This window comes from Pseudomonas sp. LA5 (assembly GCF_028640825.1).
Classification (GTDB): domain Bacteria; phylum Pseudomonadota; class Gammaproteobacteria; order Pseudomonadales; family Pseudomonadaceae; genus Chryseomonas; species Chryseomonas aestiva.
The window spans coordinates 37,759-59,859 of sequence record NZ_JAQYZY010000030.1; the positions used below are offsets into that span (position 1 = coordinate 37,759).

The 22,101-nt window shown below is 66.3% G+C and carries 19 protein-coding genes; 9 read left to right on the forward strand and 10 right to left on the reverse strand.

The features are described from left to right. Positions 1 to 150: 150 nt before the first annotated feature. Together sfnG and PVZ72_RS08630 are read left to right on the forward strand one after the other, a co-directional pair. Complete coding sequence (gene sfnG, locus PVZ72_RS08625; protein ID WP_273861693.1) at positions 151 to 1,242, forward strand: dimethylsulfone monooxygenase SfnG; 1,092 nt, start codon at positions 151 to 153, stop codon at positions 1,240 to 1,242. Positions 1,243 to 1,401: 159 nt separating this feature from the next. After that, on the forward strand, positions 1,402 to 2,004 hold the full coding sequence (locus PVZ72_RS08630; protein ID WP_187979108.1) for a class I SAM-dependent methyltransferase: 603 nt from the start codon (positions 1,402 to 1,404) through the stop codon (positions 2,002 to 2,004). A 42-nt stretch (positions 2,005 to 2,046) separates the two neighbouring features. Here the strand turns inward: PVZ72_RS08630 and PVZ72_RS08635 are convergent, their stop codons facing one another. Continuing rightward, entirely contained in the window at positions 2,047 to 2,832 is a 786-nt protein-coding gene (locus PVZ72_RS08635) for a MetQ/NlpA family ABC transporter substrate-binding protein (protein WP_273861694.1), read from the reverse strand. 17 nt (positions 2,833 to 2,849) lie between these two features. Further along, on the reverse strand, positions 2,850 to 4,217 hold the full coding sequence (locus PVZ72_RS08640) for an LLM class flavin-dependent oxidoreductase (RefSeq protein WP_273861695.1): 1,368 nt from the start codon (positions 4,215 to 4,217) through the stop codon (positions 2,850 to 2,852). Between the two features lie 260 nt (positions 4,218 to 4,477). Here PVZ72_RS08640 and PVZ72_RS08645 point away from each other — a divergent pair, with 260 nt between their 5' ends. The 7 genes from PVZ72_RS08645 to PVZ72_RS08675 all read left to right on the forward strand — a co-directional run bounded on the left by PVZ72_RS08645 (position 4,478) and on the right by PVZ72_RS08675 (position 11,157). Further along, complete coding sequence (locus PVZ72_RS08645; protein WP_273861696.1) at positions 4,478 to 5,452, forward strand: aliphatic sulfonate ABC transporter substrate-binding protein; 975 nt, start codon at positions 4,478 to 4,480, stop codon at positions 5,450 to 5,452. A 372-nt stretch (positions 5,453 to 5,824) separates the two neighbouring features. Next, positions 5,825 to 7,195: an NAD-dependent succinate-semialdehyde dehydrogenase gene (locus tag PVZ72_RS08650; RefSeq protein ID WP_273861697.1), complete on the forward strand. Its 1,371-nt coding sequence runs from the start codon at positions 5,825 to 5,827 to the stop codon at positions 7,193 to 7,195. Positions 7,196 to 7,210: 15 nt separating this feature from the next. Continuing rightward, the gene (locus tag PVZ72_RS08655) at positions 7,211 to 7,630 is read left to right on the forward strand and encodes a cupin domain-containing protein (protein ID WP_273861698.1); all 420 of its coding nucleotides are present in this window, start codon (positions 7,211 to 7,213) and stop codon (positions 7,628 to 7,630) included. A 9-nt stretch (positions 7,631 to 7,639) separates the two neighbouring features. Continuing rightward, positions 7,640 to 7,825: a tautomerase family protein gene (locus tag PVZ72_RS08660; RefSeq protein ID WP_273861699.1), complete on the forward strand. Its 186-nt coding sequence runs from the start codon at positions 7,640 to 7,642 to the stop codon at positions 7,823 to 7,825. A 155-nt stretch (positions 7,826 to 7,980) separates the two neighbouring features. Further along, on the forward strand, positions 7,981 to 9,024 hold the full coding sequence (locus tag PVZ72_RS08665) for a lactonase family protein (RefSeq protein WP_273861700.1): 1,044 nt from the start codon (positions 7,981 to 7,983) through the stop codon (positions 9,022 to 9,024). 63 nt (positions 9,025 to 9,087) lie between these two features. Continuing rightward, positions 9,088 to 10,404 carry an MFS transporter gene (locus PVZ72_RS08670; RefSeq protein ID WP_273861701.1) on the forward strand — a complete coding sequence of 439 codons (1,317 nt, stop codon included), beginning with the start codon at positions 9,088 to 9,090 and terminating at the stop codon, positions 10,402 to 10,404. 18 nt (positions 10,405 to 10,422) lie between these two features. Continuing rightward, positions 10,423 to 11,157 (forward strand): ABC transporter substrate-binding protein, encoded by a 735-nt coding sequence (locus tag PVZ72_RS08675; protein ID WP_187979112.1) that lies wholly within the window; start codon positions 10,423 to 10,425, stop codon positions 11,155 to 11,157. Between the two features lie 90 nt (positions 11,158 to 11,247). Here PVZ72_RS08675 and PVZ72_RS08680 read toward each other — a convergent pair whose 3' ends face one another. The 8 genes from PVZ72_RS08680 to acnA all read right to left on the reverse strand — a co-directional run bounded on the left by PVZ72_RS08680 (position 11,248) and on the right by acnA (position 21,956). Next, complete coding sequence (locus PVZ72_RS08680; RefSeq protein WP_273861702.1) at positions 11,248 to 12,309, reverse strand: AbrB family transcriptional regulator; 1,062 nt, start codon at positions 12,307 to 12,309, stop codon at positions 11,248 to 11,250. A gap of 29 nt (positions 12,310 to 12,338) precedes the next feature. Next, on the reverse strand, positions 12,339 to 13,235 hold the full coding sequence (locus PVZ72_RS08685) for a LysR family transcriptional regulator (protein WP_187979114.1): 897 nt from the start codon (positions 13,233 to 13,235) through the stop codon (positions 12,339 to 12,341). An 18-nt stretch (positions 13,236 to 13,253) separates the two neighbouring features. After that, positions 13,254 to 14,534 (reverse strand): 3-oxo-tetronate kinase, encoded by a 1,281-nt coding sequence (gene otnK, locus PVZ72_RS08690; RefSeq protein WP_273861703.1) that lies wholly within the window; start codon positions 14,532 to 14,534, stop codon positions 13,254 to 13,256. Positions 14,535 to 14,601: 67 nt separating this feature from the next. Then, complete coding sequence (locus PVZ72_RS08695) at positions 14,602 to 15,672, reverse strand: isocitrate/isopropylmalate dehydrogenase family protein (RefSeq protein WP_059232449.1); 1,071 nt, start codon at positions 15,670 to 15,672, stop codon at positions 14,602 to 14,604. 225 nt (positions 15,673 to 15,897) lie between these two features. Next, a complete protein-coding gene (locus tag PVZ72_RS08700; RefSeq protein WP_183630291.1) occupies positions 15,898 to 16,818 on the reverse strand; it encodes a GntR family transcriptional regulator in 921 nt (306 codons plus the stop codon). 141 nt (positions 16,819 to 16,959) lie between these two features. Further along, positions 16,960 to 18,297 (reverse strand): CitMHS family transporter, encoded by a 1,338-nt coding sequence (locus PVZ72_RS08705; protein WP_273861704.1) that lies wholly within the window; start codon positions 18,295 to 18,297, stop codon positions 16,960 to 16,962. A 68-nt stretch (positions 18,298 to 18,365) separates the two neighbouring features. Next, a complete protein-coding gene (gene phbB, locus PVZ72_RS08710; protein WP_187979117.1) occupies positions 18,366 to 19,109 on the reverse strand; it encodes an acetoacetyl-CoA reductase in 744 nt (247 codons plus the stop codon). A 159-nt stretch (positions 19,110 to 19,268) separates the two neighbouring features. After that, on the reverse strand, positions 19,269 to 21,956 hold the full coding sequence (gene acnA / locus PVZ72_RS08715; RefSeq protein WP_273861705.1) for an aconitate hydratase AcnA: 2,688 nt from the start codon (positions 21,954 to 21,956) through the stop codon (positions 19,269 to 19,271). Positions 21,957 to 22,101 lie beyond the last annotated feature (145 nt).

Below are 22,101 nucleotides of genomic sequence, written 5' to 3' on the forward strand. Positions count from 1 at the left end.
TGCCCTTGGCGCTACACCTGAAATTGTCTTACATTTGTTCGCAAATTATTGATGTAGAACGAATTTTTGACTTGGTTCGGTTCTTGATAGAAGGCTCAGGGTCACTGTTTCGCTCGTCCTCGCGGCGAGCCCAACCCGGAGAGCCTTTGCATGTCGCAGAACCTCGTCAAATTCGCCTATTGGGTCCCCAACGTCAGCGGCGGCCTGGTCGTCAGCACCATCGAGCAGCGCACCCACTGGGGCATCGACTACAACCGCACGCTGGCCCAGCTCGCCGAGCGGGCCGGCTTCGACTACGCCCTGACGCAGATCCGTTTCACCGCCGGCTACGGCGCCGAATACCAGCATGAATCGGTGGCCTTCAGCCATGCGCTGCTGGCCGCCACCGAGCGTCTCAAGGTGATCGCCGCCATCCTGCCCGGCCCCTGGAATCCGGCGCTGGCGGCCAAGCAGCTGGCGACCATCGACCAGCTCACCAACGGCCGGGTCGCCATCAACCTGGTGTCCGGCTGGTTCAAGGGTGAATTCCACGGCATCGGCGAGCCCTGGCTGGAGCACGACGAACGCTATCGGCGTTCCGAGGAATTCATCCGCGCCCTCAAGGGCATCTGGACCCAGGACAACTTCAGCTTCGCCGGCGACTTCTATCGCTTCCGCGACTACACCCTGAAACCCAAGCCGCTGCAGCAGCCCCATCCAGAGATCTTCCAGGGTGGCAGCTCGCGGGCCGCGCGGGACATGGCGGCGCGGGTCTCCGACTGGTACTTCACCAACGGCGGCACCCGCGAGGAGATTCGTGCCCAGGTGCAGGACCTGCGCGCCAAGGCCGCGGCGGAGGGGCGTGAGGTCAAGGTCGGGGTGAATGCCTTCATCATCGCGCGCGACACCGAGGCCGGGGCGCGCGAGGTGTTGCGGGAGATCGTGGCCAAGGCCAACCCGGAGGCGGTCAAGGCCTTTGGTGATGCGGCGCGCCAGGCTGGTGCTGCCAGCCCGGAAGGCAAGGGCAACTGGGCCGACTCCAGCTTCGAGGATCTGGTGCAGTACAACGACGGCTTCAAGCCAAACCTGATCGGCACGCCCGAGCAGGTCGCCGAGCGCATCGTGGCCCTCAAGGCCGAGGGCGTGGACCTGGTGCTGGCCGGTTTCCTGCACTTCCAGGAAGAGGTCGAGTACTTCGGCCAGCGCGTGCTGCCCCTGGTGCGCGACCTCGAAGCCCGGGCCGCGGCCCAGGCGGCGGCCTAGGCTGAGGCTCACCGGAGTCGCGGATGGCATAAGTCAGCGCGACCCGGCTGAGCCAGCCGACTCGAGGCCAGACCAGGGAAGCTGCCAGGAGCGAGAGGCAGGGCCGGAAGCCGGCGGCTGGGTGGGCTAAGCTCCCGGGACAACCGGGGAGCCCACGCCATGAACAAGACCTCCTACAACGCCATCGCCGACACCTTTCGCCAGGCCCGCGTCAGCCTCAGGGACGACGAGCGTCGCTACCTGGACGTGCTCCTGGAAAAGCTTGAACCCGGCGCCACCCTGCTCGATCTGGGCTGTGGCACCGGCACCCCGGTGGCCGCCGCCATCCTCGCCCAGGGACATCGCGTGCTGGGGGTCGACCAGGCGGCCGCCATGCTGGCCCATGCGCGGCGGGAATTTCCCAAGCAGCGCTGGATCGAGGCGCGGCTGGAAACCTACGCCTGCGCCGAACGCTACCAGGGCGCGCTGCTGTGGGATTCGCTGTTCCATCTGGAGCGCCGCTGGCACGCGACGCTCCTGGCGCGAGTGATCGCCGGGCTCCCGCAAGGGGGACGGCTGATGCTGACGGCGGGCGGCTCGGTGGCGGATGCCTTCGTCGATACCATGTTCAACCAGCCGTTCTTCTACGACTCCCATCCGCCCGAGGAGCTGCGCGCCCTGCTGCTGTCGCAGGGCGTGCGCATCCTCATCGAAGAATTCTTGGACCTGCCCGACGGGGGGCGAAACAGGGGGCGCTGCGCCTTCGTCGTGGAAAAACTCTGACGTTGTCCAGGTGCCGTTCTCGTTGAGTAAACGGGATGGAGATCAGTCCTTCCAGCCCGGCTGGTAGAGGCTGCCGTGGGCCTGGTCCAGGGCGGCGCGGACCTTGGGCGAATGCTGGTAGAGGTCGATCAGCTTGGCCAGGCGCGGATCGTCCTTGTTGTCCGGGCGGGCGACGAACTGGATGACGTATTCGGGGTGGTCGAGGCCATCGAAGAGCAGGGCCTGGTTGGGATCTATGGTCTTGGCCAGGCGCAGGTAGTGCGGATAACCCTGAGCCACGTCGACGTCGTCCAGCGAACGGGCCAGCTGCACGGCCTCCAGTTCGACGATCTGGAGGTCGCGCGGATTGCCGGTGATGTCCGCCAGGGTGGCGTGGTAGCCGACGCCGGGCCTCAAGGTGATGAAGCCGGCCTTTTCCAGCAGCAACAGGCCACGGCCGCCATTGATGGCATCGTTGGCGATGGCCACCCGCGCGCCCTTGGGTACTTCCGCCAGGGTGCGGTACTTCTTCGAATAGAGCCCGACGTTGTTGATGATCCCCGGCGCCACCGCCACCAGGTCATAGCCGGCGGTGCGCTTGGCGTTCTCTAGGAAGGGGATGTGCTGGTAGTAGTTGGCGTCGATGTCATGGTTGGCGAGGCTGGTGTTGGGGGCGATCCAGTCGCTGAATTCGACGATCTCGACGTCCACCCCGGCGGCCCTGGCCTCCTGCACCGCCACTTCCAGCGGCGGGGCGAAGGCGGCGGTGGTGCCGATCTTGAGAGGCGCGGCCAGGGCTGCGGTGCTGCAGAGGCCGAGGGCGAAGAGCAGGGGTTTGAGGCGGGTCATGGGGCGTCCTTGAGGGGTCAGTCCTGGCGGAAACGGCTGCCGAAATGGCGGGTGTCGAGGTGGTCGCCACGGCCGAACAGCTTGTGTCTGAAGCTGCCCTCGGCGTAGGCGGTCTTGTAGCGACCCCGGCTCTGCAACTCCGGGATCACCAGGTCGATGAAGTCGCCGTAGCACTCGGGGGTCACGGTGCGCGCCAGGTTGAAGCCGTCCAGCCCGGTTTCGTCGATCCAGCCGAGCAGGGCATCGGCCACCTGCCCGGGATCGCCGACCAGGGCGGTGTAGCGGCCACCGAGGGCGTGCTGCTCCAGCAGCTTGCGGCGGGTCCAGCCGGCGTCCTTGGCGACCAGGCGCTTGAGCGCCGACTCGATGGCCTCGGTCCGTTGCGGGCGGATAGGTTCGTCCAGGCCATAGGCGGCCAGGTCGATGCCCACGGAGGCGGCATGGTGGGCGACGCCGGCCTCGGCGCTGGCATAAGTCAGGTATTCGGCGTGCTTGTCGCGGGCTTCGGCGTCGGTGGGGGCGACGATTACCGTAAGGCCCATGAACAGCTTGACGTCATCCGCGCGGCGGCCGGCGGTCACTGCCGCGCCGCGGACCCGCTCTACCTGGGCGCGGGTGGCGGTCTGGTCCTGCCCGGAGATGAACACGCACTCGGCATGACGCCCGGCAAAGGCCAGGCCGCGATCCGAGGAGCCGGCCTGGAACAGCACCGGGGTGCGTTGCCGCGAGGGCTCGCAGAGGTGATAACCCTCGACATCGAAGAATTCGCCGTGGTGCACGACCTTGCGTACCCGCTCGGGGCGGGCATAGATCCGCTGGACGCGGTCACGGACCACCGCATCGTCGGCCCAGCTGCCTTCGAGCAGCTTGTAGAGCACTTCCAGGTATTCGTCGGCCTGGTCGTAGCGGCGGTCGTGGGCGATCTGCCGGTCCAGACCCATGGCGCGGGCGGCGCTGTCCAGGTAGCCGGTAACGATGTTCCAGCCCACGCGCCCTTCGCTCAGGTGATCCAGGGTGGAAAGGCGGCGGGCGAAGGGGTAGGGCGGCTCGTAAGTGAGGTTGGCGGTGAGGCCGAAACCCAGGTGCCGGGTGCTGGCGGCCATGGCCGAGACCAGCAGGAAGGGATCGTTGACCGGCAACTGGATGGATTCGCGCAGGGTCAGGTCGACATTGCCGCCATAGACGTCGTAGACGCCCAGGATGTCGGCGATGAACAGCCCGTCGAACAGGCCGCGTTCCAGCAACTGCGCCAGCTCGGTCCAGTAGCCGAGGGTGTGGTAGCGGCTGGAGGTGTCACGCGGATGGGTCCAGAGACCGTGGTTGATGTGGCCCACGGTATTCATGTTGAAGGCGTTGAGCAGCACCTGCTTGGCGGGGGCGGTCATGGGTTGGGCGCCCCCGAGGGGAGAAGAGTCCGGAGCACGGCCATGGGATCCTCGGGTTCAAGGCGAAAGGAGAGATCCGGTGGTCCGGTGGTTATACGTTAGCTTCAAGATATACAGGGCTTTAAATAGCCTTTCGGAATAACGTTAAGGCGGTCGCGGGCGTGGGGCTCGCCTCTAACCAAATTCCAAATCGGTATTAAGATGACCTTTGCTTATTCCTTACTGTGGCCGGCATCCATTCGCCACCCGCTGAGGCATTCATGGCTGCTATCCGCTTTTCGTTTCGCGCAGGTCTTCTCCGCCGGGGCCTGCTCGCGCTGGGTCTGCTAGGCCTCGCCAGCGCCGTCCAGGCCGATACCAGCCTGCGTATCGGTTACCAGAAATCCTCCACCCTGCTGGTACTGCTCAAGGAGCAGGGCACCCTGCAACGCGACTTGGCGGCCCAGGGTGTCACCCTCAGCTGGCACGAATTCTCCAGCGGCCTGCCGCTGCTGGAAGCACTCAACGTGGGCAACGTGGATCTCTCCGCCGACGTCGCCGACACCGTGCCGGTGTTCGCCCAGGCCGCGGGTGCCAAACTCACCTATTTCGCCCGGGAAACGCCGTCGCCCCAGGCCCAGGCCATCCTGGTCCCGGAGGGCTCGCCGCTGCAGACCCTCGCCGATCTCAAGGGCAAGCGCATCGCCGTGACCAAGGCCGCCGGTAGCCACTACCTGCTGATCGCTGCCCTGCAGAAGGTCGGTCTGACCTTCGCCGACATCCAGCCGGCCTATCTCACTCCGGCCGACGGCCGCACCGCCCTGGAGAATGGCAAGGTGGACGCCTGGGTCACCTGGGAGCCCTTCGTCGCCAGCGCCCAGCGCCAGCAGCACGTCCGCATCCTCGCCTCGGGCGAAGGCCTGGCCAGCTACCAGCGCTATTACTTGGCCGCCACCCCCTATGCCCAGGCCCATCCCGAGGTGTTGGCCCTGGTCTTCGCCGAATTGCAGCGCACCGGCCAGTGGGTGAAGCAACACCCTGCCGCGGCGGCACGCATCCTTGGTCCGCAGTGGGGTCGCCTGGACGAGGCGACCGCCGAGCTGGCCAACGGCCGCCGCACCTACGATGTCCAGCCGGTCAGCCGCGCCGCCCTCGGCGAGCAGCAGCGCATCGCCGATGCCTTCCACGCGGCCAAGCTGCTACCCACTGCCGTGGACGCCAGCGCCGTGGAGGTCTGGGCCCCGACGTCGCCGTGAACCAACCGGGCTGATCAGACGTTCACGCAGGACCGGGCGAGCAACGCCGGGGCTTGTGACTTGCCCCGCTAAGTCAGGCCGCTCCGGTCGAGGATGCCTGCTTGAACCACGGCTCCTTACGCCGGGTGCCGGGTGCTGAGCGCTCGCACGTCGGACGAGGCTCCATCGACGCTGTGCCCATTACGCCAGGGCCTACAAGGTCGACTACCTCTTGCTCACCTTACTCCTTTGGTATAACGTAATTACAAAGTACCGAGTGATGATTTTGTAGCCGTCTCCTCTGGTTGGATTTCCTGAAGGCAATGGCTGCACTGTTCAAAGTCGTCACAACGATTGTCTTTCGTTATAATAAAAAACATATGGAGTTCGTTCATGATCGAAGTCATCAACCCCGCCACCGGGGCTGCCATCGCGACCTACTACACCCACACGCCGGCCCAGGTCGAAGCGCGCCTGGCCCAGGCCGCTGCTGCGCAGCGGTGCTGGGCTGAGCGTCCCCTGGCGGAGCGCTGCGCGGCCCTGGTGCGCCTGGCCGCCGTCCTGCGCGCCGGGCGCGACACCTATGCGCGACTCATCGTCAGCGAGATGGGCAAGCCGCTGGTGGAATCCGAGGCGGAGATCGAGAAATCCGCGCTCACCTGCGAGTTCTACGCCGAGCAGGCACCTGGCTTTCTCGCCGATACTCCTGTGGCCAGCGCTGCCGCCGATAGCCGGGTGGTCTACGATCCGCTGGGCGTGGTGCTCGCGGTGATGCCCTGGAACTATCCGTTCTGGCAGTTCGTCCGCTTCGCCGCACCGGCGCTGGCCGCCGGCAATGGCGCCATCCTCAAGCACGCCAGCAACGTGCCGGGCTGCGCCCTGGCGTTGGAGCAGGCGTTCGCCGAGGCCGACCTGCCCACTGGCTTGGTGGCAACGCTGCTGATCGAAGCGCGGGAAGTGGCCGGAGTGCTGGCCGATCCGCGCATCGCCGCCGTCACCTTGACCGGCTCCACCGCGGTCGGCCAGCAGGTGGCTAGCCAGGCCGGCGCACTGATGAAGAAGCAGGTGCTGGAACTGGGCGGCTCGGACCCCTTCATCGTACTGGCCGATGCCGACGTGGCCCTGGCCGCGCAGACCGCGGTCAAGGCGCGCTTTGGCAACGCCGGTCAGAGCTGCATTTCCGCCAAGCGCTTCATCGTCGCCGAGGCAGTGGCCGATGCCTTCACCGAGGCCTTCGCCACCGCTGCCGCCAGCCTGCGGCTGGGCGATCCGCTTGAGCGTGCCACCCAGATCGGTCCGCTGGCCCGCGCCGGTCTGCGCGAGGATCTGCAGCGCCAGGTGACGCTCAGTCTTGCCGAAGGTGCACGCCTGGTACTGGGCGGTACGCCCCTTCCAGGGCCGGGCTTCTTCTATCCACCCACCGTGCTCGACCAGGTGACCCCGGAGATGACCGTGGCCCGCGAGGAGACCTTCGGGCCAGTGGCCGCGATCATCCGGGTCGCCGACGAGGACGAGGCGATCCGCGTCGCCAACGCCAGCGAATTCGGCCTGGGCGCTGCCCTCTGGACCCGTGATCTGGCGAAAGCCCAGCGGCTCGCCCGGCGCCTCGAAGCGGGCGCGGTGTTCATCAATGCGCTAGTGGCTTCCGATCCACGGGTGCCCTTCGGCGGTATCAAGCAGTCCGGGTATGGCCGCGAACTGGGCGAGTGGGGCATTCGTGAATTCACCAACGTCAAGACCGTCTGGCAGGGCGCTCAGGCCTGACCCAAGGAGACTTTCATGATCAAGACCAATTCCGCTGCCTGGCTACTCAAACCCGAGGCCATCGCCAAGCACGACCGCGGCGGTGGCGCCGCCACCACGCCGCTGGTGACCGCGGGCCTGGGCGCGCGCACCTTCATCAACGGCTACACCGAATTCCAGGGTGGAGCGCAGATTCCCTTCCATTTCCACAACTGTGAAGAGAGCGTGATGCTGGTGGAGGGCCGGGCGATCTTCGATATCGATGGCCAGGAATTCACCATCGCACCCCAGGACGTCACCTATATCCCCGCTGGAGTACCCCATCGCTTTCGCAATGCCTCGGCGACCGAGCCCATGAAGATTCTCTGGATCTATGGCTCGGCCGACGCCACCCGCACCCTGGTAGAGACGGGTGAGACGCGCCCGATCGCCGCGGAACACCGTACCCAGTCCTAGGAGACATCCATGCCGGAAATCATCGTTCACGCCGTCAAGGGCCGTAGTGCCGAACAGAAGAAGTTGCTGATGAAGCGCATCACCGAGGCGGTGGTGGATAGCTTCGGGGTGGCTGCCGACCGCGTCATCGTGCAGATCGTCGAGGCCGAGCCGGAAGACAAGGCGCGCGGCGGCGTGCCCTACAGCGAACACTGAAACAGCCACCTGGCGAGCGTTCGCCAAGCGCGAACGCTGCGTTGGCCAAAGGTCAATTTTCGCTGGGCAGCGGGTTGCCTAAGGTGGCGCAAGCAGGTCGGACGTTCGCCTTGGCGCGGACGTCGGACCCTTCCAGCCGGTGCCAGGAGAGCCCTATGTACGCCTATGTCGGCAGCCGAACCACCCGTGCCCGCCAGGCCCGCGGGGAGGGGATCAGCGTTTACCGGGTCACGCCCGCAGGCGCGCTGGAACTCGTCCAGGTGGTCGGCGACCTGATCAATCCGTCCTACCTGACCCTCAATCGGGCGGGTGACCGTCTCTATACGGTGCATGGCGACGAACAGGCGGTCAGCGCCTTCGCCGTCGACCGCCAGAGCGGTTGCCTGACCCTGCTCAATCAGCAAGCCAGCGGCGGTCGCAATCCCGTGCACCTGGCGCTGGCGCCGGACGATCGCCATCTGGTGGTGAGCAATCACCTCGGTCGCAGTCTCGCTGTCCTGCCGGTGGCGGCAGATGGGCAGCTGGAGCCACTGGTCCAGCTGCTGGAGCTGCAGGGCGAACCCGGGCCGCACCGCCAGGAACAGCCCCATGCCAAGCCCCACTGCAATCCCTTCGACCCCAGTGGCCGCTTCGTGCTGGTGCCGGACAAGGGACTGGACCGGATCTTCAGCTTCGCCTTTCACGACGGACGCCTGGTGCCGATGGCCGAGGTGGCGACCCGCGAAGGCGCGGGGCCGCGGCATCTGGTCTGCCATCCGCACCTGCCGCGGGCCTATGTGGTCAACGAGCTGGATTCGACCCTCACCACCTATGCCTTCGCTGCCCGTTCCGGTGTCCTCGAACCTCTGGCCATCCACTCGACGCTGCCGGCCAGCTTCACCGGCAACAGCCGGGCGGCGGCCATCGAACTGGATCGCAGCGGGCGTCTGCTCTACACCTCCAATCGCGGTCACGACAGCCTGATGGTCTTCACGCTGGATCCCCAGAGCGGGCTGCCCACGCCGCTCGGCAGCCTGGCGAGCGGTGGCCGCACGCCACGCGCCTTCGCCCTGGCGCCGGATGGCCGCCAGCTGTTCGCCCTCAACGAAGACAGCGACAGCATCGTCACCTTCCTGGTCGACGAGACCCGGGGAATCCTCGAGCCCACCGGCACGGTGGTGCGCTGCGGCAGCCCGGTGTGCCTGATCTTCAGCCGCTGAAGATCGTCGCCGCATCCCATAACAACAAGATCGGCCGCCCCGTTGCGGCCCTGTGAGGCCATCATGAACACCACCCCCGTGAGCCGGGAGCAGGCCGTCATCCGCAAGGTGACCTGGCGCATCATCCCCTTCGTCTTCCTGCTCTACATCGTCTCCTATCTGGACCGGGCCAACATCGGCTACGCAGCGTTGCAGATGAACGCCGAGCTGGCGCTGTCCAGCGAAGTGTTCGGCTTCGTCTCGGGCATCTTCTTCATCGGCTACTTCCTGTTCGAGGTGCCGAGCAACCTCCTGCTCGAACGCTTTGGCGCGCGGGTGTGGATCGCGCGCATCCTGCTCACCTGGGGGGTGATCGCCGCGGCCACGGCCTTCGCCCAGACCGCCATGCACCTCTATATCCTGCGCTTTCTGCTGGGGGTGGCCGAGGCGGGTTTCTTTCCCGGAATCATCGTCTACCTGACCTACTGGTTCCGCTCACGCGAACTGGCCACCACGGTGGCACTCTTCACCGCGGCGATCCCGGTGTCCTACGTCATCGGCGCGCCGCTCTCGACCTGGATCATGGACAACGTCCACTGGTTGGGCTGGAGCGGTTGGCGCTGGATGCTGTTTCTCGAAGGCATCCCGGCGGTGTTCCTCGGAGTGCTGTGCTATCTCTACCTCACCGATCGGCCCGAACAGGCACGCTGGCTGGCAGATGAAGAAAAGGTCTGGCTGCTCGCCGAGCTGGAGCGAGATCGCCAGGCGCGCAAGGACGTCAGGCATTTCGGCGCGCTCAAGGCCATGAGCAATCCCAAGGTGCTCTACCTGGCCTTCATCTACTTCGTCTACCAGTGCGGCAGCCTGGGTGTGGGTTACTGGATGCCGCAGATCATCAAGGGCTTCTCCTCCGCGCTGAGCCATACCCAGATCGGTCTGATCGCCACCATTCCCTACATCGTCGCCACCCTGGTGATGATCGCCTGGTCGCGACGTTCGGATCGCCACGGCGAACGGCGTCTGCACTCGGCCTTACCGCTGGCGGTCGCGGCGGTGGCGCTGGTGGGGGCCGGACTGGTGCGCGATCCCTACCTGGCGATCGGCTTGATCAGCCTGGCGCTGGCCGGTCTGTACAGCTTCAAGTCGCCGTTCTGGGCGCTACCGACGCTGTTTCTCAGCCGCTCCACGGCCGCGGTATCCATCGCCGTGATCAATTCCATTGGCAACCTGGGCGGCTTTGTCGGACCCTTCATGATCGGCATGGTGAAGGGCAATACCCAGAGCGCCTCGGCGGGCCTGCTGTTTCTCAGTGCGCTGCTGGCGATCGCCTTCATCATGACCCTGCTGATCCGTCTCGACCGTGGCGACGACGATACCCGCGCCGCTGCGGCCACCACCTGACCTCCAAGGAGTTCTCCCATGACCCCCAGCTCAGCGGTACTCGCGGACCTCGCCCCCCAGGGCGCGCTACGGACGGCGATCAACTACGGTAATCCGGTGCTGGCGCAGCGTGGCGCCGATGGCCAGCCGGCCGGGGTCTCCGCGGCCCTGGCCCACGCCCTGGCCGAGCGTCTGGGCGTGCCCGTGCAGTTCAGCACCTACGACGCCGCCGGCAAGGTCTTCGCCGCCCTCGAAGACGACGCCTGGGACCTGGCCTTCCTGGCCATCGAACCGGTACGGGCGGCGCAGATCGACTTCAGCCATCCCTACGTCATCATCGAGGGCACCTATCTGCTGCGGGACGCCGATCCCGCTCAGGGCGTCGCCGAGCTGGACCGGGCTGGCCGCCGTATCGCCGTGGGGCAGGGCGCCGCCTACGACCTCTACCTGAGCCGTACCCTGACCCAGGCCGAGCTGGTGCGGGCGCCGACCTCGGCAGCCGCCGTGGACTGGTTCGTCGACCAGGGCCTGGACGCCGCCGCCGGCGTGCGCCAACCGCTGGAGGCCTATGCCCGGGCTCACGCCGGCTACCGGGTGCTGGCCGACAGCTTCACCGAGATCCGTCAGGCCATGGCCGTGCCCAAGGGGCGTAGCGCTGGTGCGGCCTTCGTCCGGGATTTTCTCGACGAGCAGATCCGCAACGGCTTCGTCGCCCGCGAGCTGGCCGCCAGCGGTCAGTCCGAGGCACGAGTGGGACCGGCACTGGGCAGCTGACAGCATCCGGGCCGGGCTGCGGGCAAGGCCGCAGCCCCTCTCCTTGCCGCTCGCCACGCGTCCGACCGCGCTACGACGTTGCAGCGGGCGCTAGGGCGATTCCCTGGTCACCGGCTCAACCGAGCGTGCGCACCAGCGCCGATACAGCGGCTCGGCCACTGCCATCACCACCACCAGACGCAGAATCTGCATGGCGGTAACGGTGCCCACACCCAGCCCCAGGGCCTCCGCCGTCAGGTACATCTCGGTGGTGCTGCCCGGTGTCATGCCCAGGCCCAGGGTGGTGAAGGGCAGGGCGAATACCTGGGCCAGCAGCCAGGCGATCAGGAAGGTGGCGGCCAGGCAGAGCACGGTGTAGAGGGTTGCCAGCAGCAGAAAGCGCGGCGAGCGGCGAAAGAAGGCGCGGTCGAAGTGGCACCCCAGGGTGACGCCGATGAGCATCTGGGCCAGGTGGCTCAGCGTCGGCGGCAGGCTGGTGACCAGGCCGCTGGAGGCGGTGACCAGGCAGCACAGGGCCAGGGGGCCGAACATCCAGGGATTGGGCCAGCCGCGGCGCTTCCAGGCCAGGGCCGCCACCAGCCCAGCCGCCAGCAGCGGTGCCAGCCAGCGCCAGTCCGGCGGCGGTGGGACATGGGCGGCCTGGGCGATACCCGGCACGCCCCAGAGCATGGCGGGCGGCACCACCAGCACGATGATCACCAGCCGCAGGGTATGGGCGGCGGCGACCTTGGGCCCATCGGCGCCATGGCGTTCGGCCAGATTGATCATCTCGGCGAAGTTGGCTGGCATGAAGGCGAAGAAGGCGGTCTTGCGTTCCGTGCCCAGGCGCTGCACGGCGGTGATACCCACCAGCGCCAGCAGTAGCGTGGCAACCGCTGCCAAGGCCATCAGCGGCAGGTGCCTGACGACCTCGGTCAGTACCGCCGGGGTGAAGTGCAGCCCAATGGCCGTGGCGATCAGCCATTGCCCCGCGGGGCGGCCGTGGGGAATGGCAGTGATGCGCCAGCCCAGGCAGCGGCAGAGGGTTACGGCGATCAGGGCGCCGGTGATCCACGGCAACGGCCAGTGCACCAGGCTGGCGAGCCAGCCGCCGAGCAGGCCGACGAAGGGGGTGGGCCACCAGGGGCGAGGGGCGAAGCGGGAAGTCGACATGGCGTTGTACAGGGATCCGGTTGCAGGGTTCAGGGGCGCAGATGACCGACGAAGGCCTTGGCTACCGGTGACAGCGCGCTATAGCGCCGCACCACTACGACGATGGCGCGACTGGCCCAGGCTTCGTCCAGTTCCAGGGCCACCAGTTTCATCGGCTTGAGATAGGGCCGCACGATGGACTCGGGCAGTACGCACAGGCCCAGGCGAATCGCCGCCAGCCGGCACATGGCCTCGAAGCTGCTGATGCGCACGCGTTGACGGATGCCGCGCTGGAGCAGCGCCGCCTGGCGCGAGAGCAGGGCGTTCATCGAGCTTTCCACGTGGGGGCCGATGAATTCGTGGTCCAGGGTCTCGGCGAAGCTTACCCGGTCACGCCCGGCCAGGGGGTGATCCGCAGCGGCGATCACCACCAGTCGCTCGCGGCGATAGGCGAAGGTCTCCAGGTCCAGGGCGGCGGTATCGGCCGCGACGATGCCCACGTCCGCCCGGCCTTCCGCGACCGCCTGGACGATGCTGCCACCCACCCGCTCCTCGATGTCGAAATCGACCCGCGGATAGAGGCCCATGAAGCTGGCGAGATCGGGAGTCAGGTGGTTGGTCAGCGCCGAGGTGATGGCTTGCAGGCGGATATGGCCGGTGGCGCCGCTGCCGTGCTCGTTGAGCTCCAGCTGCATGAGTCGCAGATCGCCATGCACCCGCTCCACATAGTGCAGCATGGTCTCGCCGGCCGGGGTGAGTCCCATGCCACGGGCGTGCCGGATGAACAGTGGCACCCCGACCTGGTCTTCCAGTTCGCTGATTCTCTTGCTCACGGCGGAGACGGCCAGATGGCAGAGCCGCGCGGCGCGGGTGACGTTGCGCTCCTGGGCCACCGCCCGGAAGACGTTCAGGCTGACCAGATCGTAGCGTGGCGCAGAGCCGCTCATGGGCGATCCTTGCAAGGGTCAGGGGGCGACGGCCAGGGCCCGTTCGAAGAAGTCCGGCGTGCCGAAATTGCCGGATTTGAGCGCCAGGGCGATGGCCCCCCGGGCGCCGCTGCCCAGCGTCCAGGGTACGCCCGGGGCGATGGGCGCACCGATGCGCAGACTGTCAATGGCAAGCGCCTTGACCACTGCGCCCGAGGTTTCGCCGCCAGCCACTACCAGCCGGGTCACACCGACTTCGTGCAGGCCCTGGGCGATGCGGGCCAGGGCGTCTTCCACCAGTTGGCCGGCGCGCTCCACGCCCAGCTGGGCCTGGGCCTTGCGCACCTCCGCGGGATCGGCGCTGCCATAGATGAGTACTGGCTCGGAAGGCAGTCGCGCTGCGGCCCACTCCAGGGCAGCGCCGACCTGATCCTCGCCTGCGGCCAGGGCCAGCGGATCGAGGCGAAAGCCAGGCCGGTGCTCTAGCCAGAGGGCCACCTGGCCACGGGTCGCGGTGGAACAGCTGCCCGACAGCACGGCAGCCAGACCGGGCGCAGCCGGTAGGGCTGACGCTTCGGCATGGGCGGCCAGCAGACCCCGGCGACGGAAGTTGGCCGGCAGCCCCAGAGCCACGCCGGAACCGCCGGTGACGAGAGGATGATCCGCCACGGCTGCGCCTATGGCATGCAGATCGGCGTTGTCGATGGCGTCGACGATGACATGGCGGACGCCCTGCGCCTGGAGGTCGGCCAGGGCGGTGGCAATGGCTGCGCTGCCCTGGCGCACCTGGGGCAGGCGCAGCAGGCCCACGGAATGGGACGTCTGCGCCTGCAGCACCCGCACCAGATTGCTGTCGGTCATGGGTGTCAGCGGATGGTGGCGCATGCCCGACTCGGCCAGGGGCTGGTCGCCGACGAACAGCTGGCCGAGGTAGAGGGTTCGACCGTTTTCGGGGAAGGCGGGGCAGGCGGGGCAGGCGATGCTCAGGCGCGCACCGAGGGCCTCGGCCAGGGCATCGGCGACCGGTCCGATGTTGCCGGCCGCGGTGGAATCGAAGGTGGAACAATACTTGAAGAAGAATTGCCGACATCCCAGCTCGCGCAGATAGGCCAGGGCCGCCAGGGACTGGGCGACCGCTTCGGCAGCGGGCAGGGTACGGGTCTTGAGGGCGACCACCACGGCATCGGCGTCGCTGGGCAGCGGACGGTCCGGTACGCCCAGTACCTGAACGGTGCGCATGCCCTGGGCCACCAGGGTGCTGGCGAGGTCGGTACCGCCGGTGAAGTCGTCGGCGATGCAGCCCAGGAGCGGCGTGGCCATGGTGGTTCTCCTTGTTGTTATCCGGGATGACCGGGGCGCGCACGCCCCGGGAGACGCGGGTATGGCCTTAGCCGCGCAGGACCTGGGCCACCGCCTGGCCGAAGGCGGCGCAGCCCAGGCTGCCGCCCAGGTCGGCCGTCCGCTTGGCCGGATCTTCCAGCACCTTGTCCACCGCCTGGTCGATCGCCGCGGCCGCTTCCTGCAGCTTGGCGTTGCCGCGGTGCTCGCCCATCCAGTGCAGCATCATGCCGATGGACAGGATCATCGACACCGGATTGGCCTTGTCCTGGCCGGCGATGTCCGGTGCCGAGCCGTGCTGGGCCTGGGCGCAGCAGTGGATGTTGCTGGCCATGATCGAGCCGGCCAGGCCCAGGCTGCCGGAGAGTTCGCTGGCCAGGTCGCTGATGATGTCGCCATAGAAATTGGTGGCCACCAGCACGTCGAAGCGCTCGGGGTTGCGCACCAGGTGCGCGGTGGAGGCGTCCACCAGCAGGTCGTCCAGCTGCACCTCGGGGAATTCCTTGGCCACGTTGCGCACGCATTCCAGGAAAAGGCCATCGGTCATGTGGAAGCTGTTGGCCTTGTGGATGGCGGTGACCTTGCGGCGCCGTTTCATGGCCAGTTCAAAGGCCTGGCGGGCGATGCGCTCGCTGCAGTGGCGAGTGATCTTGCGGGTCGACAGCGCCATGTCCGGCGAGGGCATCACCTCGCCCCAGCCGCGGCTCATGTTGCGATCCGGATAGAAGCCCTCGGTGGCCTCGCGCATGATCACCAGGTCCATGCTCTTGCCTTCCTTCATGTTGGAGGCGAGGAAGGGTCTGGTGCGCGCCGGGCGCACGTTGGCATAGAGATCGAGACCGATACGAAAGCCAGCGGAGACGTTGCGACCGCCTTTTTCGGGCGCCGGGTAGTCGGCATGGGACTGGGTGCCGAGGATCACGCCATCGTAGGTCTTGGCCTTTTCCAGGGTCTCGTCGCGCAGCGTGATGCCGTGCTTCTCCAGGCTGGTGAAGCCGACGTCGTCGTAATCGAAGGTCAGTCCCAGGCCGAATTTCTCGTTGGCGACATCCAGCACGGACATGGACGCCTGGATGATTTCGGGACCGATACCATCGCAGGGCAGGACCAGAATACGCATTGTTTTCTCCTTGTAGATTCTGTGGGGAAGTCGGTCTGGTGGCTAAGTCGGCAAGGGTCAACGCCTGGCCAGAACGATTTGTACTTTATGTCACCTAAAAACAATTCGTGCAATGGCGCAGGACAAAAAATGCGGTGCGATTCGTCGCGTGCGAACGCGGGCGCTCAGCGCCCGTGCGGAGGACGGGCGGGCAGGGGAAGTGAAGGGTTCAGGCAGGTGGGTAGATCAGGCGGGCTGCTTTGCCGCGTCTTCTTCGGCGGCTTCGAGCTGGCGATCCTGAGCAGCCTTGAGCCGGCTGACCACGTCGAGATGCTGGTGCAGGAACAGCGCCGCCTCTTCACGACTGCCGCCTTCGAGCAGGTCGAGGATGTGCAGGTGTTCCTGGCTCTGGCCGATCTGCCGCGAGCGTTCGACGTTGGAGCGATAGGCCATGAAGCGGCGCAACTGATTCTGCCGGCGGATGGCTTCGAGCAGGAAGACGTTGCCCGAGCAGCGCACCAGCAATTCGTGGAAGCTGGAGCCGATCTCGAACAGCTGCGCGCGGGACAGGGTGAAGAGCTCGCCGTCCAGCAATCGTTGCTGCCACTGGCGCGCCTGGGCGAAGGCGCGCTTGTCGATGCGGTAGCCCGGCTCGCGCAGGGCGAAGGGCTCGATGGCCATGCGGAAGCGATAGCTCTGGATATGGGCTTCGCTGTCATGCAGGAAGGTATTGATCTCCCACCCCTGGCCAGGGCGGCGCTCGATCATGGCCTCGCTGGCCAGGCGATTGAGCACCTTGAGCAACTGGCCGCGGGGAATCTGGTAGCGGCGCAGCAACTCGGCCTCGAAGAAGCTGCTGCGGATATCGCCCCGCAGCATGTCGTCCACCACCCGCAGATAGAGCTCCTCGTAGGGATCGTCCTCGCTGGGCAGGGCCGCCTGCTCGATGGTGCTGGCATTACGGGTCAGGAAGAAGCCGCGATTGGGCTCCTTGCGCGCCAGGCCCAGTTCTTCGAGAAGGGCAAAACCGCGGCGCACCGGTGAGCGGGAAACGCCCAGTTCCTTGGCGAAGGCCTCTTCGCGCAACGGATCACCGGCTTTCATCGAGCGGGCACGGGCAAGATCGATGATGCGCGGGGCGAGTTGTTCGGCGAGGTCTTTTTTCATCGGGAGTCTTCTGGACGACGGGTACCGGAGCGCAGGTACGGAAGAGGCTGGCCAGCCGGGTCTGGCGGATCGCCCTGACGTTACCATAACCACGGCCATCCGGAGCGGACGACGGCGCCGGACACACCGTCGCCGGGGCCGTCAGCGGGCCGAGTAGAGCGGGAACAGGCCGAGGGCCATGGAGACCGCCATGAGCAGAAAGCTCAGGGCGAACGCCCATTTCATGGTGTATTTCTGGTGGTCGCTGAACTCCACCCCGGCCAGGCCCACCAGCAGATAGGTAGAGGCCACCAGCGGACTGAGCAGGTGCACGGGCTGCCCGATCAGCGAAGCCCTGCCGATCTCTGCCGCACCGATGCCATAGGCCTCGGCCGCGTGGGCCAGCACCGGCAGTACGCCATAGTAGAAGGCGTCGTTGGACATGAAGAAGGTACCGGGGATGCTCAGCAGCGCGGTGATGGGCGCCAGGTAGTTGCCCCAGCTTTCCGGCAGGGCCCAGAGCAGCGAGCCGGACATCGCCTTGACCATGCCGGTCCCGGAGAGGATGCCGGCGAAGATGCCGGCGGCGATGAAGATCGAGATCTGCGTCAGGGCTGCGGGTGCGTGGGCCGAAATTCGCCGCCGCTGTTCGTCCATGTGCCGGTAGTTGATGGTCAGGGCGATGCAGAACGCGACCATGAACAGGATCGGCAGCGGCAGCAGTTCGATCACCAGGCAGGTCATCAGCGCCAGGGTCAGGAGGGCGTTGAACCAGAACAGCTTGGGCCGCCGCAGCTCGGCGTTTTCATCGCTCAGGGTGAGCAGATCACCCATGTCTTCATCCATACCCGTGGCGCGCAGGGGATTACCGCCCGGCGCCGCCAGCAGGCCCAGGCGGCGGCGCTCCTGCAGCCCCAGCCAGAACGCCAACGCCAGTACCCCGATGAAGCTCACGATCATCGGCGGGATCAGCGGGATGAACAGCTGGCTGGTTTCCACCTGCAGTGCGGCGGCGACCCGCGCCATGGGGCCGCTCCAGGGCAGCAGGTTGGTGACGCTGGCAGCGAGGATGACCACGCAGGGCAGGATCAGCGGATTCAGCCGCAAGCGGCGGAACAGCGGCAGCATGGCGGTCAGGGTGATCATGTAGGTGGTGGAACCGTCGCCATCCAGGGACACCATGCCGGCCAGCAGGGTGGCGAAGAGCACCGCGTTGGCCGGATCGCCCTTGATCAGCTTGATGAAGGTGCGAATGATGGGATCGAACAGCCCGGTATCGAACATCAGGCCGAAATAGAGGATGGCGAACATCACCATGATGGCAGTGGGCGCAACCTTGCGCAGGCCATCGATCATCATCGGCCCCATTTCCGGCGCGAAGCCGCCGATGATGGCGAAGATGATGGGGATGATGGTCAAGGCCACCAAGGGCGGCAGCCGCTTGGTCATGATCAGCGCCATGAAGGTCACGATCATTCCATAGCCGAGCAGAGAGAGCATCTGTATCTCCTGATTCCAAAATACAACTTTTGTTGTGGTTGTCGTTGTGTTCGGTGGCGGAGTAGCGATCAGCTCATGTGAAGGCCGCCATTGAGGGAGAAGTCCGCGCCGGTGGCGAAGGCCGATTCGTCCGACGCCAGCCAGGAGCACATGGAGGCGATCTCTTCCGGCGTACCCAGGCGGCGCATCGGAATTTCATGAACGATGCGATCCATCTGCTCGGTCCGGGTGAGCGCCTTGAGCCGTGGCGTGGCGATGTAACCCGGCGAGACGGTATTGACCGTGACGCCGCGGGCTGCCAGCTCACGGGCCAGGGCCCGGGTGAAGCCGCGGATCGCCGACTTGGCGGTGGAATAGTTGACCTGGCCGACCTGACCGAGCTGGGCGTTGACCGACGAGATGTTGATGATCCGGCCCCAGCCGCGGGAGGTCATGCCGTCGATCACCTGCCGGGTGACGTTGAACAGCGAGTTGAGATTGGTATCGATGACGGTCTGCCAGTCACCCGGTTGCATGTCGCGGAACACCACGTTGCAGGCGGTACCGGCGTTGTTGACCAGCACATCGACGGAGCCGACCTCGTCGCGAATCTTGGCGAAGGCCGCCCGGGTGGATTCCCAGTCGGCCACGTTGCCTTCGGCGGCGATGAAGTCGAAGCCCAGCTTGCGTTGCTGTGCGAGCCAGTCGGTCTTGAGCGACGAGTCCGGGCCACAGCCGGCGATGACGGTGAAGCCATCCCGAGCCAGGCGTTGGCAGACGGCGGTTCCCAATCCGCCCATGCCGGCGGTAACGAAGGCGATGCGCTTGCTCATGTATTGCTCTCCTGTTGTCGTTCTTGTCGGGCGTGAGCCATGTAAGGCACGGTAAGACGAATCCAATTGTCTTGTAAATACACAAAATACAATTTAGGGATAAATGACCGGTCCAAGGTGGCTGTAGGGTTAGGGCCTCGGTGTACCGAGACCCCTGGTTCAACTCCCTTGTTCGCCGAGGCTCTTGCGGATCACATAGGGCAGGATGCCGCCCTGACACAGGTAGAGCAGCTCCTGGCTGGAATCCAGCGGCAGTTCGAGGGCCACGCTGTCACTCCGGCCGTCCGGACGGATGATCTGCAGCGTGATGGAATTGATCCCTACCCGCAGTTCATCCAGGCCAGCGAAGTCCAGGCGCTCGTCGCCGGTCAGACACAGGCTCTCGGCGGTTTGCCCGGCCGGGAAGCGCACTGGAAAGATGCCCATGCCGATCAGGTTGCTGCGGTGGATCCGCTCGAAGCTCTGCGCCACCACCAGCCTGACGCCCAGGGTGGCCTGGGCCTTGGCCGCCCAGTCGCGACTGGAGCCGGCGCCATAGTTGATGCCGGCGAACACCACCAGCGGCGTGCCTTGGCGGACCCAGCTGAGGGCGGCGTCGTACACCGGCAATACCTCGCCGTCGGCTGCTCGCGCCCAGCCGCCCTGGCCCGGATGCGCCGGCAGCAGGCGATTCTTCACCGCGCGGTTGACGAAGGCACCGCGCATCATCACCTCGTGATTGCTGCGCCGGGTCGAGTATTGATTGAGGTCTTCCGGCGCCTCGCCATGGTCCACCAGCCAGCGACCGGCCGGGCTCTCCAGGGGAATGGCACTGGCGGGCGAGATGTGGTCGGTGGTGATGTTGTCGCCCAGCACCATCAGCGCCCGGGCGTCGCGCACGGCCAGCGACGCCGGCGGCTCCGGGGTTATGCCCTGCAGATAGATCGGACGGCGCAGATAGGTGGAGCTTGGCGACCAGGGAAAGCGCACGCTGCCCTCGGCCGACAACGCCTGCCAATGGTGGGTGCCGTCCCAGAGGGTGGCGTTGCGCTGGCGGAACAGTTCGGGCCGCACCGTTGCGCGAACCAAGGCCTGGACTTCGTCATCGTCCGGCATCAGGTCGCGCAGGTAGACCGGCTGCCCGGTTTGGTCCAGGCCCAGCGCGGCCTGTTCGAGATCGACGTCGATGCTGCCGGCGAGGGCATAGGCGACCACCAGAGCCGGCGAGGCCAGGTAGCCGAACTGCGCCTTGGGATTGACCCGGCCTTCGAAATTGCGATTGCCCGAAAGTACCACCACCGTCTTCAGGCCCTGGTCGGCGAAGGCCTCTACATGGGCTTCGAAGGTGCCCGAGTTGCCGATGCAGGTCATGCAGCCGAAGCCGGCCAGCTCGAAGCCGAGCGCGGCGAAGTCGCTCAGCAGATCGGCTTCACCCAGATAATCGGCCACCACCCGGGAGCCGGGTGAGAGCGAGGTCTTCACCCAGGGCTTGCGGGTCAGGCCGCGCATCCGTGCTCGTCGCGCCAGCAGCCCGGCCTGGATCATCTGGCTCGGATTGGCAGTGTTGGTGCAACTGGTGATGGCGGCGATGGAGATGGCGCCGTGGGTCAATGGCTGGCCAAAACTCGGCTCGAAGTAATCCGCTGCGGCTTGGCTGGAGCGGGCGATCAGTGCCGCAGCCGGTTCGGCGCGGAGCTCGGCGCGAAAGGAGTTGGCGGCTTCAGCCAGTGGCTGCCACTGGTGCGGCTGGTGCGGGCCAGCCACGCTGGGCTCTATGCTGGCGAGGTCCAGATGAATGACCTCGGTGAAAACCGGTTCGGGATCTCCGTCGTGGCGCCATAACGTTTGGGCCTCCAGGTAGGCGGCTACCCGCTCGCGCAGCTCGGGGCTGCGGCCGGTGAGCGCCAGATATTCCATGGTGACGGCATCGAACGGAAAGAACACCACGGTCGCGCCGTATTCCGGCGCCATGTTGGACAGGGTGCCGCGGGCGGCCCAGCTCAGGCCCGACAGCCCCGGCCCGCAGAATTCGACGAACTTGCCCACCACGCCGCGCTGACGCAGCAACTGGGTGACTTTCAAGGAAAGGTCGGTGGCAGTCACTCCCGGACGCAGCGCGTTGGTCACGCGGATACCGATGACCTCGGGAAAGCTGATCGGTACCGGTTCGCCCAGCATGGCCGCCTGGCCTTCCAGACCGCCGACGCCCCAACCCAGGATGCCGATGGCATTGATCATCGGTGTATGGCTGTCGGTGGCGACCATGCCATCCGGGTGCAGCAGCGGCTGGCCGTCACTGGTCTCGCTCTCCCAGACCACGGTGCCCAAGGACTCCATGTTGACCTGGTGGATGATGCCGGTGCCTGGTGGCACCACCTTGAAGTTGTCCAGGCTCTTCTGTGCCCACTTGATGAACTGGTAGCGCTCGGTGTTGCGGCGATAGTCGATGTCCAGATTGGCTTCCACCGCACCTGGCTCGGCGAAGCGCTCGACGATCACCGAGTGATCGATGGTCAGCACCGCCGGGATGCGCGGATTCATCCGGCTCGGATCGCCGCCCAGTTCGGCCACCATGTCGCGCATGCCGGCGAAGTCGGCCAGGGCGGGCAGGCAGGTGGTGTCATGGAACATCAGGCGGTTGGGCAGGAAGGGCGCCTCGCATGGCGGGCCTTCACCGCGGGCCCGGGCCAGCACCGGCGGTAGCGCCTCGGGAAAGCAGCGGGCGACGTTTTCCACCAGCAGGCGCAGGGAATAGGGCAGGCGGGCCAGGGGGTCGGCGTCGAACAGGCGCTTGAGATCGGCATAGGCGTACTGCCGGTCACCGAGGGTGAGCTGGCCGGTATAGGCGGAATCCAGGGCAAACTTCATGGGCTATCCGGTCCGATTGCGAGAAGGTAGAGAGGTAGGGGAATGCTAGGAGAGCCGGCATCACCCGGAAATTGGTATCTGGCCAACGCAGCGTTCTCGGTCCGCGAACGCTGGATTTCAGGCTTGGCAAATATTGTTCTGTATT

Bases quoted from the DNA above. Each gene is read 5' to 3' on its own strand.
- sfnG (WP_273861693.1), top strand. From the start codon at position 151: ATGTCGCAGAACCTCGTCAAATTCGCCTATTGGGTCCCCAACGTCAGC.
- PVZ72_RS08630 (WP_187979108.1), top strand. From the start codon at position 1,402: ATGAACAAGACCTCCTACAACGCCATCGCCGACACCTTTCGCCAGGCC.
- PVZ72_RS08635 (WP_273861694.1), bottom strand. From the start codon at position 2,832: ATGACCCGCCTCAAACCCCTGCTCTTCGCCCTCGGCCTCTGCAGCACC.
- PVZ72_RS08640 (WP_273861695.1), bottom strand. From the start codon at position 4,217: ATGACCGCCCCCGCCAAGCAGGTGCTGCTCAACGCCTTCAACATGAAT.
- PVZ72_RS08645 (WP_273861696.1), top strand. From the start codon at position 4,478: ATGGCTGCTATCCGCTTTTCGTTTCGCGCAGGTCTTCTCCGCCGGGGC.
- PVZ72_RS08650 (WP_273861697.1), top strand. From the start codon at position 5,825: ATGATCGAAGTCATCAACCCCGCCACCGGGGCTGCCATCGCGACCTAC.
- PVZ72_RS08655 (WP_273861698.1), top strand. From the start codon at position 7,211: ATGATCAAGACCAATTCCGCTGCCTGGCTACTCAAACCCGAGGCCATC.
- PVZ72_RS08660 (WP_273861699.1), top strand. From the start codon at position 7,640: ATGCCGGAAATCATCGTTCACGCCGTCAAGGGCCGTAGTGCCGAACAG.
- PVZ72_RS08665 (WP_273861700.1), top strand. From the start codon at position 7,981: ATGTACGCCTATGTCGGCAGCCGAACCACCCGTGCCCGCCAGGCCCGC.
- PVZ72_RS08670 (WP_273861701.1), top strand. From the start codon at position 9,088: ATGAACACCACCCCCGTGAGCCGGGAGCAGGCCGTCATCCGCAAGGTG.
- PVZ72_RS08675 (WP_187979112.1), top strand. From the start codon at position 10,423: ATGACCCCCAGCTCAGCGGTACTCGCGGACCTCGCCCCCCAGGGCGCG.
- PVZ72_RS08680 (WP_273861702.1), bottom strand. From the start codon at position 12,309: ATGTCGACTTCCCGCTTCGCCCCTCGCCCCTGGTGGCCCACCCCCTTC.
- PVZ72_RS08685 (WP_187979114.1), bottom strand. From the start codon at position 13,235: ATGAGCGGCTCTGCGCCACGCTACGATCTGGTCAGCCTGAACGTCTTC.
- otnK (WP_273861703.1), bottom strand. From the start codon at position 14,534: ATGGCCACGCCGCTCCTGGGCTGCATCGCCGACGACTTCACCGGCGGT.
- PVZ72_RS08695 (WP_059232449.1), bottom strand. From the start codon at position 15,672: ATGCGTATTCTGGTCCTGCCCTGCGATGGTATCGGTCCCGAAATCATC.
- PVZ72_RS08700 (WP_183630291.1), bottom strand. From the start codon at position 16,818: ATGAAAAAAGACCTCGCCGAACAACTCGCCCCGCGCATCATCGATCTT.
- PVZ72_RS08705 (WP_273861704.1), bottom strand. From the start codon at position 18,297: ATGCTCTCTCTGCTCGGCTATGGAATGATCGTGACCTTCATGGCGCTG.
- phbB (WP_187979117.1), bottom strand. From the start codon at position 19,109: ATGAGCAAGCGCATCGCCTTCGTTACCGCCGGCATGGGCGGATTGGGA.
- acnA (WP_273861705.1), bottom strand. From the start codon at position 21,956: ATGAAGTTTGCCCTGGATTCCGCCTATACCGGCCAGCTCACCCTCGGT.